We start from the raw sequence: 12212 nt of genomic DNA, 5'->3' as shown, positions 1-12212 counted from the left end.
GTCAGTAGGCCTTGCCGAGGTCCGACCGGGCGTTGCTCCCGTCGTAGGCGCCGTCCTTGATAACGATGTCCTGCCCGACCTTCCCGCCCCTGGTGAAGGTGTCGAGGGTCTGGAAGGCGAGCGGCCCGAAGAGCGGGTTGGACTCGATGACCGCGTAGATCCAGCCGTCCACGATGCTCTGTACGGCGTTGCGGGTCCCGTCGATGGTGACGATCTTGACGTCGCCGGGCTTCTTGCCCGCGCCCTTCAGGGCGTTGACGGCGCCGAGGCCCATCTCGTCGTTCTCTGCGTAGATCCCGGTGATGCCGGGCTTGGACTGGATGAGGTTCTCGGTGACCGACTGGCCCTTCTCGCGGGCGAATTCGCCGGTCTGGCGGAACACGATCTTCAGGCCGGGTGCCTTCTCCTTGATGCGGTCCTCGAAGCCCTTGGTGCGCTCGGTGGTCACGTTGTTGCCGGCGGCGCCGAGGAGGACGGCGACCTCACCCTTACCGCCGGTCGCCGCGATCATCCGGTCCGCGGCCCGTCTGCCCTGCTCGGTGAAGTCGGAGCCGATGAAGCTCACGTAGTCCTTGCAGGCCGTCGCGTTGATCTTGCGGTCGATGGTCACGATCGGGATGTGCCTGGCGGCCGCGGTGCGCAGTACCGGCTCCCAGCCGTCGGAGTTGAGCGGCGCGATGACCAGCAGGTTCGCGCCCTTGGCGATGAGGTCCTGGACGTCGCTGATCTGCTTGGAGAACTGCGACTGGGCGTTGGCGGTGAGCAGTCTGACGCCCTGTGCGCTGGCTTCGGCCTTGATGGAGGCGGTCTCCGCGATCCGGAAGGGGTTGGCTTCCTTCTCGGACTGGGAGAAGCCGACGGTGGCGGTCCGCAGGTCGAGTTTCCGGCCGCCGTAGGCGTCGACGGTGCAGGTCGGGCCGGAGGCGGTGCCGGGTGAGGCGACCACCTGGCCGGCGTCGTCCTGCCGGGAGGCGGCGGGCTCCGTGTCCGCGTCGTCCTCGGACCTGGTGCATCCGGTCGCGAGCGCGAGGCTCGTCACGAGGCCGGCGGCGAGAAGTGTTCGAGCGGAGGTGCGACGGGCAAGTGCGGTGGGCTTCATGAGTGTCCCCAAACGGCACGGCCCCGGAGCTGAGAGCGCTCTCGGGGAGGCTTGCTCTTGCGTCAACTCGGCGTGCTCGTCGTTCAGGGGAGGTTTTTACATCGTTGGAAGGGGCGTGTAAAGCCTTCCGTCCGAAATCTCGTCACCGTCGGCCCAAGGTGCTCTCCCGCTCCACCAGCGCGAACTGCGCGGTCAGTTCGCGACCGCCGGGCTCCGCGCGGCCCGACAGGCTGCGCAGCAGCGAGGCCACGGCCATCTTCGCGATGGCCTGCTTGTCCGGGGACACCGTCGTCAGGGTGACGGCTCCGAACCGCCCCTCCGCGATGTCGTCGAAACCCACCACCGCCACGTCCCAGGGCACCCGCAGTCCCCGTTCGTGCAGGACCCGCATCGCGCCGATCGCGATCAGGTCGTTGAAGGCGAAGACGGCGTCCGGGCGCACACCGGAGTCCAGCAGCTCGGCCATGGCACGCGCGCCGTCGTCCCGGTCCCAGCCGCCGACGGGCACCACCAGGCTGTCCGGCGCGGGGACCCCGGCCGCCGCCAGCTCCGCGCGCCATCCGTCCAGTCGCAGGTGGGCGGGCTGGTTCACGGAGTCGGTGCGCACACCGAGGTAGGCGATCCGGGTCCGGCCGCGGCCCAGCAGGTGACGCACCGCGCACCGGGCCGCCGCCACGTTGTCGATCGCGATGTGGTCGAAGGGCAGGCCGTACTCGCGCTCCCCGAGCAGCACCAGCGGCACCTCGCCCGGCCGGCCCCGCAGGTCCGCGGCCTCCAGGGTCAGCGGGCTGAGGATCAGTCCGTCGATCACCCCGCCGCGGAAGCCCTGGCTGACCAGGATCTCCTGTTCGCGCTCGCCCCTCGTGTGGTCGAGCAGGACGGTGAACTCGTGCTCCGCGGCCGCGTCGATCACCGCGCCGGCCAGTTCGGCGAAGTACGGGTTGCCGAGCTCGGGCACGGCGAGGGCGATGATCCCCGTGCGGCCCTTGCGCAGATGCCGCGCGGTCAGGTTGGGCCGGTAGCCGAGCTCGTCGATCGCCGCCTGCACCCGGGCGCGCATGGCCGGGGTGACGTGCGGATAGTTGTTCACCACGTTGGACACGGTCTTGATCGAAACGCCCGCGCGTTCCGCCACGTCCCTCAGGCTGACCCGCAAGGGATCTCCTCAGCGTCGATGAGTGCCCCGCGCCCCGGGGATTTGTCATGTCCCTGGACACAGGCCGAGAGCCGTGCTCTCATGCCAACTGCCGTTCCTTCCAACGTTGTACAGACAGAAGCAACGAGCCGCCACCCTTCCTCACCCAAGGAGGATTCGTGCGCATCAGAACCCTCGGGCAACGCCTCGCCCTGCTGCTCGCCGCGGCACTGGGCCTGGCCGGCCTCACCGCTCCACCCGCCGCCACCGCGGCCGACGATCCCGTCGAGGTCCACGGCCTCAAGGGCGACTATTACACCCAGTCCGCCCCCGGCGCCTTCGACTTCCACGAGCTCAAAGCCACCGGGTTCGACCCGAACCTCGACTTCGACACCCTGGAGCCGCGCCTGGACTTCGCCACCGGCCAGTCGGACGACGTCAGCGTCCGCTGGACCGGCAAGATCGTCCCGGAGAAGACCGGTCCCACCACCTTCTCGATCATCGGCGACAACGGCTTCCGGCTGTGGGTGGACGGCCGGCTGGTCATCGACCACTGGGTGGACGACTGGGACGTCGAACAGGCGGGCCAGCCCGTCGAGTTGACGGCGAACAAGGCCTACGACATCAAGGTCGAGTACTTCGAGCACTACGGCGGTTCCAATCTCCACCTGCGCTGGACCCCGCCCGGCGGCACCAAGACGGCCGTACCGCAGTCCGCGTTCCGCCTGCCCGACGGCTTCGACTACGACGGCGCCGTCTCCACCGCCGTCCAGGCGAGCGGCCGTACCCTCGCCCTGGAGTTCGCGCGGCCGCTGAGCGCGCCGCCGGCCGGTCTCGGCGAGCATCTCGACGCCGTGATCGGGGGCGCCACCTGGCCCCTGGCGGACGCCCGGCTGGACTCCGCCGACCCCCGGAAGCTGCTGATCGCACTCAAGGAGCCCGTCGTCGGCAACAAGACCGGTACCGCGTCGGGTCTCGCCGACGTGCGCTACGACGGTCGAGGCGGCCTGGCCGGCATGGATGGCAACGTTGTCGGACCCTTCTGGAGCAGCGGCGCCAACAAGTCGACGTACGAGTTGCGCACCAAGTGGGCCGACAAGGTCGGTCCGGACAACGCCCACCCCGAGTACCCGAGGCCCCAGCTCACCCGCGGTGACTGGCAGAACCTCAACGGCACCTGGCAGTTCGCCACCGCCACGGCCGGAGAACAGCCGCCGGTGGGCAGGAAGCTCGGCGAGAAGATCCTCGTCCCGTACCCCGTCGAGTCCCAGCTGTCCGGGCTCGAACGGCACGAGGACCGCATGTGGTACCGGCGCACCTTCACCGTCCCGGCCGGCTGGAGGATCGGCTCCGGCAAGCGGCTGCAGCTGAACTTCGGCGCGGTCGACTGGCGGGCCGAGGTGTACGTCAACGGCATCAAGGTGGCCGAACACCAGGGCGGGTACGACAAGTTCAGCGCCGACATCACCGACGCGCTGAAGCCCGGCCGCACCCAGGAGCTCATCGTCGGCGTCTACGACCCCACCGACGCGGCCGGTGGCGAGAACCCGCCGGTCGGCAAGCAGCGCCTGGACCCGAGCGGCATCTGGTACACGCCGACCTCCGGGATCTGGCAGACGGTGTGGATGGAGCCGGTGGCCGCGGACCACGTGGGCCGGCTCAAGCTCACCCCCGACGTCGACGCCGGCACGCTCACCGTCGAGCCGCAGGGCGTCCGCGACGGCCTGCCGGTCACGGCGACCGCCTACGAGGGCAAGCGCAAGGTGGCCACCGCCACCGGGCGCAGCGGCGGGCCGCTGACCCTGCGCATCCGGAACCCGCGGCTGTGGTCGCCCGACGACCCGTACCTCTACGGCCTGAAGGTGAGCGTCGGGTCCGACCGCGTAGGCAGCTACTTCGGGATGCGGTCGGTCAGGGTGGAGAAGGTGAACGGCGTTCCGCGCACCCTCCTCAACGGCAAACCCGTCTTCATGATGGCCACCCTCGACCAGGGCTTCTGGCCTGACGGCCTGTACACCGCCCCGACGGACGAGGCGCTCGCCTACGACCTGAAGATGCACAAGAGCATGGGCTTCAACGCGGTGCGCAAGCACATCAAGGTCGAGCCCGACCGCTGGTTCTACTGGGCCGACCGGCTCGGACTGATGGTGTGGCAGGACATGCCCGCGATGACGGCCGGGGTGAACCCGTCCGCGCCGGCGCGCGCCGAGTACGAGCGCGAGATGAAGCAGATGATCGACGAGCACTACAGCAGCCCGTCGGTCGTCATGTGGGTCACCTTCAACGAGGGCTGGGGCCAGTACGACATGGCCCGCATCGCCGACCAGGCCAAGTCCTGGGACCCGACCCGGCTGGTCGACTCCATGTCCGGGCTCAACCTCGGCGAGGACGGCGGCACCGGCGACATCATGGACGAACACGGCTATCCCAGTCCGGCCCTGCCGCCCCACCCCGACGGCCGGCGTGCCCTGGTCAGCGGCGAGTACGGCGGCCTCGGCCTCGCGGTACCGGGACACGCCTGGTCCGTGCAGCAGTCGTACGTCGACGTCGACCCGGCGGCCTACACCGACGACTACCTGGCCAAGCTCGCCGAGGTCCACGCGCTGGCCTGCCAGGGCGGCAACGGCGCGGTGTACACCCAGATCTCGGACGTCGAGGGTGAGCTCAACGGCCTGCTGACGTACGACCGCAGGGTCGTCAAGCCCGACGTCCAGCGGCTCAGGACGGCCCAGCGGGCGCTGATCTCGGACGCCTCACGGGCCACCCCGGCCGGGTGCGCTCCCTGACGCCCGCCCGGAGTCGGCGAACGCCTCCCCGCGCATCGCCGAGTCTCCTGCGCCGGCCGTGAAAAGGGCGCGGTCCGCCGCCGTACGCGCGACGGCGGACCGCCCCGGATCCTGCGCACCCTCTGGACATGGTCCCCGGTCCGTGCTGTCATGCGGATTGGTCTGTACCTTCCAACGTTGAAACTCCCAGGCGCCCCGATGCCCAACTCGCGGGCCCTGGACCCCGCACGTCCCGGATCGTGCCAGGAGGCTCGCGCCGTCATTTCCCTCACCCGGAGGTCAGGTACATGCGATGGAGTCTCGCAAGACCACTTCGCCGTGGATGGAGACGAACCCTCGGTCTGATTCCCGTCGTCGCGCTGACGTTCGCGGCCACCGCCGGCTCGTCGCTCACGGCCCAGGCGGCCGTACCCCCGACGCCGGCGGGCTTCTCGCTCACCTGGAGCGACGACTTCAACGGTGCGTCCGGTACCGGCATCGACCAGAGCCTGTGGAAGTACGACACCGGGCCGGGCAGCAGTTTCGGCACCGGTGAGATAGAGACCATGACCAGCAGCACCTCGAACGTCTACTACGACGGCCAGGGCCATCTGGTGCTCCAGGCCCTGCACTCCGGTTCCGACCCGCGCAGCGGATGGACCTCGGGGCGCGTGGAGACCCAGTCGGCTTCCTTCGGCGCACCGGCCGGCGGAGTCGTCCGCATCGAGTCCGTCCTCCAGCAGCCCGACGTCACCACCGCCAACGGCGCGGGCTACTGGCCGGCGTTCTGGATGCTCGGCGCGCCGCTGCGCGACGGTGTGGTCTGGCCGAAGTCCGGCGAGATCGACGTCATGGAGGACATCAACGGCCGCGGTTCCGACTTCAGCACCATCCACTGCGGCGTGAACCCGGGCGGGCCGTGCAACGAGTCGACCGGTATCGGTTCGGGTGAGCGCGCGTGTGCGGGCTGCCAGACCGGCTTCCACGACTACGCGGTGGAGATCGACCGCTCGGTGTCGCCGGAACAGATCCGGTTCTACCTGGACGGGAGCAACTTCTTCACGGTCAACGCCGGCCAGGTGGACGCGACGACCTGGTCCGACGCGATCGACCACCCCTTCTTCATCATCTACGACCTCGCGATCGGCGGCGGATTCCCGGACGCGTTCGGCGGGGGCCCGAATGCGGCCACGGTCTCCGGCGGCAAACTGGTCGTCGACTCGGTGGCCGTGTACAACAAGGCTCCCGGCGGCGGTGGCGGCGGTTCGGTGACCGGTCAGACGATCACCGGTCCGGGCGGCAAATGCGTGGACGTGTCCGGTGACGACACCGGCGGCGACGGCACCGCGGTCCAGCTGTGGGACTGCCAGTCGGCGGCCAGGGACCAGCACTGGACCTGGAGCGGCCAGACCCTGCAGACCCTCGGCAAGTGCCTGGACATCGCCGGCGGCAACAGCGCCGCGGGTACCAAGCTGCAGCTCGCCACGTGCAACGGCGGCGGCTACCAGTCGTGGGTGCGGCAGACCGACGGTTCGCTGCGCAACCCGGCCAGCGGCCGGTGCATCGACTCACCCTCGGGCGCCACCGCGAACGGCACCCGCCTGCAGATCTGGGACTGCAACGGCTCCGGCGCCCAGAACTTCGCCATCGGCACCCCGATCTACGGTCCGGGCGGCAAGTGCGTGGACGTGGCCGGTGACGACACCGGCGGCGACGGCACCGCGGTGCAGTTGTGGGACTGCCAGCAGGCGACCTCGCTCGACCAGAAGTGGACCTGGAACGGCCAGACCCTCCGCACGCTGGGCAGGTGCCTGGACATAGCGGGCGGTGTCAGCGCGGCCGGCACGAAGCTGCAACTCGCCACGTGCAACGGCGGCGGGTACCAGAACTGGGTCGTCAACGCCGACGGTTCGATGTACAACCCGACCAGCGGCCGGTGCATCGACTCACCCTCGGGCGCCACCGCGAACGGCACCCGCCTGCAGATCTGGGACTGCAACGGCTCCGGCGCCCAGAACTTCGCCCTGGCGTGACCGAAGGTGCGGGATACCCGCAGCCTGCGGGGATCCCGCACCTGTCCGCGCCGCCGCCGGGCCGGCGATGCCTGGTTTCCGTGTCAGGTCCCGCGTGGTGTCACGGAGCGATCCGCAGGCTCGCGATCAGCCCGTCGCGCAGGCGGAAGGTCATGGGGCCGGTGCCGTTGTAGCCGTTGCCGGTCACGGTCAGGGTCGCGACATAGGTGTCGGACGACGCGCCGGGTTCGATCGCGTCCAGCGTGAGATGCGCCTGCACGCCGATGTTGTCGGTCCGGTCCCAGGCGCGCACACCGTCGCGGCCGTGGTACGCGTGGCCCCAGTCGTCGAGCTCGGCGTCATGGGTGAACGCGGCGGCGAACGCCTCGGCGTCGCTGCGGTTGGTCGCCTCGACGAAGGTCCGGATGGCTGCGGGGACTTCGATGATGCTCATGGTGGATGTCTCAGCTCTGGACGGTGAGCAGGTCGGCAAGGCCGATGCGGGTGAGGAAGCCGCGGCGGATGCGGTCGGCGGTCCGGGAGACCTCCTCGGATCCGTCGTCGGCGGGGTCGACGTGCACGCGGTAGGGGCGCTTTCCGGCGGGCAGGGCGACGATCCGGGCGATCTCGTCGGAGACGAGCGACGCGGGCGCGTCCTCGGGGGCGAGGGCGGCGAGCTTCGTCGCCATCTGGTCCATCAGGCCGGGGTACCGGCTCTCGTACTCGGCCTCGACGGCCGTGTCGTCGGGGTGGCCGGCGTGCGCGAAGTGGTTGGTGCCGCTGGTGAACGAGCCGGGGACGACGATCGAGGTCTCCACGCCCCAGCGGGCGAGTTCGCCGGCGTAGGACACCGCGAGGGAGTCCATGGCGGCCTTGGCCGCGAAGTAGGGGGCGAGGTAGGGCGGGGTACCGCCTCTGACGCTGCTGCTGGACACCCAGAGCACCAGACCTCGCCGACGTCGGCGCATGCCCGGCAGCACGGCGCGGTTGACGCGCTGGGTGGACAGGACGTTCACGTCGTAGAGCTCGGCGAGCTGCTCGGGGGTGAAGGCTTCGGCCGGCCCGGTCACCATGTGCCCCGCGTTGTGGATCAGCACGTCGATGCGGCCGTGCTCGGCTTCGATCGCCGCGACGGCGGTGTCGACCGAGAGCTGCTCGTTGACGTCGGGCTCGATGGAGCGCAGGTCGACGTGGTGCTCGTCGGCGTAGCGAGCGGCGGCCCGGACCTGGGGCGCGTTGCGGCCGGTGGTCTGGCGCATGCCTGCGTGGACGGTGTGGCCGGCGTCCGCGAGCGCACGGGCGGTGAGTGCTCCGAATCCGCTGGAGGCGCCGGTGATGACGACGACGTTGCCGGTGGTGGACATGGACGGGGTTCCTTTCCGCGATGACGTTGCTGGGGCGGGTTGGCCTGTGCGGCGGGGTCAGGCGAGTCCTCCGTTGGCGTAGAGGACCTGTCCGTTGACCCAGCGCCCGGGACCGGCCAGGAACGAGACGACCTCGGCGATGTCCTCGGGCCCGCCGAGCCGCTCCAGCGGGGTCGCCTTGGCGAAGTTCGCGATGGTGGCGTCGTCCTTGCCGTCCAGGAACAGCGGTGTGGCGGTGGGGCCGGGCGCGACGGCGTTGACGGTGATGTCCCGGCCGCGCAGCTCACGGGCCAGGATGAGGGTCAGGCCCTCGACCGCGGCCTTGCTGGCGACGTAGGCGCCGTAGCCCGGCAGCTGGGTGCGGACCACCGAGGTCGAGACGTTGACGATCGCGCCACCCGGCCGGACCCTGCGTGCCGCCTGCTGGGAGACGACGAAGGTGCCGCGGATGTTCGTGCGGTGCATCCGGTCCAGGTCGTCGAGGTCGAGCTCCGCGACGGGGGACAGGATCATGATGCCGGCGGTGTTCACGACCACGTCGATGCCGCCGAAGGCCGACTCGACGGCGTCGAAGGCCGCGCTCATCGCACGCTCGTCGGCGACGTCGCCGCCCACTGCCAGGGCCCTGCCGCCGGCGGCGGTGATCGCGGCCACGGTGTCCTCGGCCCTGGCCTTGTTTCCCGCGTACTGCACGGCGACCGCGAAACCGTCCGCGGCGAGCCGTTCGGCCGCGACGCGGCCGATGCCGCCCGAGCCTCCGGTGACCAGTGCGGCACGGACGGTGCTGGGGGTGCTCATGGGGGTCCTTAAGAATGTGAGGCGGTCCGGGAGGACCGGGTGTGGCTGATGGGGTGTTTGCCGTTGATGGCTCCAGGAGAATGGCCGCCCGGTCCTCCGGGACGCTCCGACTGCTGATTGAGAACTGCGGGCATCGCTGGTTAAGGACCTGTCGGCGGAGTGTTCCCCGGGCCGTGGAAGTGCTGGTCACGGAGGAACGGAGCGAAGCGGTTGACTACCCGGCACGCGCGGATATGGGTCGGTATCGACGCCGGCAAGGGCCACCACTGGGCGGTGGCGGTGGACACTGGCGGCGAGACGCTGTTCTCGACGAAGGTGCTCAACGACGAATCGCAGATCCTGACGCTGATCGAGGCCGCGCGGGAGAAGGCCGACGAGGTGCGGTGGGCCGTGGACATCTCCGGCCGTGCCTCCGCCCTGCTGCTGGCCCTGCTCATCGCTCATGACCAGCAGGTCGTCTACGTTCCCGGCCGTACCGTCAACCGGATGACCGGCGCCTACCGCGGCGAGGGCAAGACCGACGCCAAGGACGCCCTGGTCATCGCCGACCAGGCCCGCATGCGCCGGGACTTCACCCCGATCGAGACCCCGCCGGAGCTGGTATCCACGCTGCAGCTGCTGACCGGCTACCGGCGTGACCTGATCGCCGACCGGGTCCGGCTGGTAAACCGGCTGCGCGACCTGCTGGTCGGTATCTGCCCCGCGCTGGAGCGAGCCTTCGACTACTCCGCCGCCAAGGGCCCGGTGGTCATGCTGACTGAGTACCAGACCCCGGCCGCACTGCGCCGGATCGGCGTCAAGCGGCTGACCACCTGGCTGGAACGACGCAAGGTCCGCGGCGCCGACGCCGTCGCGGCCAGGGCCGTCGAGGCCGCCCAGTCCCAGCTCACCGCCCTGCCCGGTGAGAAGCGGGCGGCGAAGCTGGTCTGCGACCTCGCCCACCAGCTCCTGTCGCTGGACGAGCGGGTCAAGGACAACGACCGGGAGATCCGCGAGACCTTCCGCCTCGATGAGCGTGCCGAGATCATCGAGTCCATGCCCGGCATGGGCCCGATCCTGGGCGCCGAGTTCGTGGCCATCGTCGGTGATCTGTCCGGCTACCGCGACGCCGGCCGTCTGGCTTCGCACGCCGGCCTGGCACCCGTGCCCCGCGATTCCGGCCGCCGCACCGGCAACTACCACCGGCCCAAACGCTACAACCGGCGCCTGCGCTGGCTGTTCTACATGTCCGCGCAGTCCGCCATGATGCGGCCGGGCCCGTCGCGGGACTACTACCTCAAGAAACGTGCCGAGGGGCTGATCCACACCCAGGCGCTGCTGGCTCTCGCCCGCCGCCGGGTCGACGTGCTGTGGGCCATGCTGCGCGACAAGAGGCTGTTCACCTCCGCTCCACCGGTCACGCAAGCGGCTTGACACGGTCATTGAGATTCTCCTGTTCAGTTCCATCCAAATGAACGACGCGTCCATATAACCAGGAAATGAACGTGCCGTCCATATCTGAAGGTGCTGTGGGCGGGTCGCGATGTTCGCCACCGCACGACAGAAGGGGCGTCCCGGCCGGGACGCCCCTTCCCCTCACCGCCCTTCGGGAACTACTCGACGTTGATCTTGAAGGTGCTGGTCGTGTTCTTGATGTCCTGGGCGTTGCCGCTCATCCGCAGGTTGCGGAACGTGGCCTCGCCGACGGCGGGACCCTGGCCGGGCTCGGGCAGTTCGTTGGCCCAGATGCCGAAGCCGGACTTGGCGTCGAAGGAGTCTCCGCTCTTCTTGGAGTCGGTGATGGAGATGTCGGTGAAGACGGTGTCCTTCACCGGGAACTGCGGCTGGCCGCCGACGTAGTTGGTCTGGAACATGACGCCTCCGTAGGTGGAGTCGTCGATGTCGACGTCGTTGACCCGGATGCCCTGGAAGACCTTCGAGGCGGAGAACGCCCAGATGGCGGGGAAGACCTGGGAGCCCCAGAAGTGGCCGCCCGTCCGGTCCAGGGAGACGTTCTCGATCGTCGTGGGATCGGTGCCGAAGCCGTTCATCGGGTAGCCGAAGTCCAGCGAGGAGATCGTGATGCCGGAGTAGACGAGGGTGTCGGCGACGCGGATGTTGCGGAAGGTGTTGTCGTAGCCGCCGTAGACGGCGATGCCGGCCGCCCGCCAGGTGAGGGTGGAGGTCAGGTTCTCGTAGAGGTTGTTCTTCTCGTCGGCGCCGCCGGCGTCGATGGCCGAGAAGAGGGCGAAGCTGTCGTCGCCGGTGGCACGCGCGTCGTTGTTGACGACGTGGTTGTCCGTGGAGCCGTTCGTCATGTTGATGCCGTCGGCGAACGTGTCACGAATACGGGAGTTGGAGATGGTCATGCTGTCGGTGTTCGCGCCCCAGTAGAGGCACACCATGTGCTCGGCCCAGATGTCGTCGATGGTGATGCCCGAGACGTTGGAGAAGTCGAACACCTTGCCCGGGCCGTCGATCCGGGACGTGTAGTTGCCGAAGTAGGCGAAGCCGGCGAACGTCGAGCCGTTGGCCGTGGAGTCGGCACGGAAGCCGACGTCGGTGTTCTCCTGCGAGGCGGGCGCGTGGAAGCGGGTGAACCAGGGGCCCGCTCCGACGACCTTGACCGCCTTGCCGTAGACCTGGAACTTGCTGGAGGTGTCGTAGTCACCGGCGGGCAGGTAGACGCCGACCAGCTTGCCCGTGGTGTCCATGCGGACCTTGTCGAGGGCGTTCTGCACGTCCTGCTGGGTGAAGCCGGCCGGGACCGTGTAGGCGGCCGGGTCCGGGTTCGCGACCGCCGTGGCCTGTTCGGTGTTGACGAAGTCGATGGCGTAGTAGGCGGCGGAGTTGGCCGCGTCCTTCTGGAGGCGGATCTTCGAGCCGGCCGGGACGGTCCTGCCGAGCAGCAGGTTCGCCTCGTCGTAGATGTGGCGCGGGGCGCCGGAGCCGGGTGAGTTGCCGGGTGAGGTCTCGCTGCCGTAGAGCCAGGCGTACTTCGAGGTGAGGTCGATCGCCTTGAGGAACTGGCCGTCCACGTAGACGTCGAGGGTGGCGTTG

At 69.5% G+C, this 12212-nt stretch carries 8 protein-coding genes and 1 pseudogene; 3 read left to right on the top strand and 6 right to left on the bottom strand.

Annotated features, from left to right (window positions below):
* Position 1: 1 nt before the first annotated feature.
* Together JF597_RS07280 and JF597_RS07275 are read right to left on the bottom strand one after the other, a co-directional pair.
* Entirely contained in the window at positions 2-1099 is a 1098-nt protein-coding gene (locus JF597_RS07280; protein WP_293990795.1) for an ABC transporter substrate-binding protein, read from the bottom strand.
* 142 nt (positions 1100-1241) lie between these two features.
* Positions 1242-2255 (bottom strand): LacI family DNA-binding transcriptional regulator, encoded by a 1014-nt coding sequence (locus JF597_RS07275; protein WP_293990793.1) that lies wholly within the window; start codon positions 2253-2255, stop codon positions 1242-1244.
* A gap of 158 nt (positions 2256-2413) precedes the next feature.
* Between JF597_RS07275 and JF597_RS07270 the strand changes: the two genes are divergently transcribed.
* Together JF597_RS07270 and JF597_RS07265 are read left to right on the top strand one after the other, a co-directional pair.
* Positions 2414-5020: a PA14 domain-containing protein gene (locus tag JF597_RS07270; RefSeq protein WP_293990791.1), complete on the top strand. Its 2607-nt coding sequence runs from the start codon at positions 2414-2416 to the stop codon at positions 5018-5020.
* 287 nt (positions 5021-5307) lie between these two features.
* Positions 5308-7032, top strand: coding sequence for a ricin-type beta-trefoil lectin domain protein (locus JF597_RS07265; protein ID WP_293990789.1), 1725 nt, complete (start codon positions 5308-5310; stop codon positions 7030-7032).
* Between the two features lie 100 nt (positions 7033-7132).
* Here JF597_RS07265 and JF597_RS07260 read toward each other — a convergent pair whose 3' ends face one another.
* From JF597_RS07260 to JF597_RS07250, 3 genes are read right to left on the bottom strand one after another with little or no spacing between them, the layout of a single operon-like run.
* Entirely contained in the window at positions 7133-7465 is a 333-nt protein-coding gene (locus JF597_RS07260; protein ID WP_293990787.1) for a nuclear transport factor 2 family protein, read from the bottom strand.
* 10 nt (positions 7466-7475) lie between these two features.
* The gene (locus JF597_RS07255) at positions 7476-8375 is read right to left on the bottom strand and encodes an SDR family oxidoreductase (protein ID WP_293990785.1); all 900 of its coding nucleotides are present in this window, start codon (positions 8373-8375) and stop codon (positions 7476-7478) included.
* A 57-nt stretch (positions 8376-8432) separates the two neighbouring features.
* Positions 8433-9173 (bottom strand): SDR family oxidoreductase, encoded by a 741-nt coding sequence (locus tag JF597_RS07250; protein WP_293990783.1) that lies wholly within the window; start codon positions 9171-9173, stop codon positions 8433-8435.
* Positions 9174-9383: 210 nt separating this feature from the next.
* Between JF597_RS07250 and JF597_RS07245 the strand changes: the two genes are divergently transcribed.
* Positions 9384-10586 (top strand): IS110 family transposase, encoded by a 1203-nt coding sequence (locus tag JF597_RS07245; protein ID WP_293990781.1) that lies wholly within the window; start codon positions 9384-9386, stop codon positions 10584-10586.
* A gap of 179 nt (positions 10587-10765) precedes the next feature.
* Here the strand turns inward: JF597_RS07245 and JF597_RS07240 are convergent.
* Positions 10766-12212 (bottom strand): annotated as a pseudogene (locus JF597_RS07240) (Secreted glycosyl hydrolase); the annotation flags it as partial.

Source organism: Streptomyces sp. (genome assembly GCF_019510245.1).
Classification (GTDB): Bacteria; Actinomycetota; Actinomycetes; order Streptomycetales; family Streptomycetaceae; genus Streptomyces.
Note: the sequence above shows the minus strand (reverse complement) of the source record. Positions and strands in the feature narration are given on the sequence as shown.

Excerpts from the sequence above, each read along its gene's own strand:
- JF597_RS07280 (WP_293990795.1), bottom strand. The coding sequence starts at position 1,099 with ATGAAGCCCACCGCACTTGCCCGTCGCACCTCCGCTCGAACACTTCTC.
- JF597_RS07265 (WP_293990789.1), top strand. The coding sequence starts at position 5,308 with ATGCGATGGAGTCTCGCAAGACCACTTCGCCGTGGATGGAGACGAACC.
- JF597_RS07260 (WP_293990787.1), bottom strand. The coding sequence starts at position 7,465 with ATGAGCATCATCGAAGTCCCCGCAGCCATCCGGACCTTCGTCGAGGCG.
- JF597_RS07255 (WP_293990785.1), bottom strand. The coding sequence starts at position 8,375 with ATGTCCACCACCGGCAACGTCGTCGTCATCACCGGCGCCTCCAGCGGA.
- JF597_RS07250 (WP_293990783.1), bottom strand. The coding sequence starts at position 9,173 with ATGAGCACCCCCAGCACCGTCCGTGCCGCACTGGTCACCGGAGGCTCG.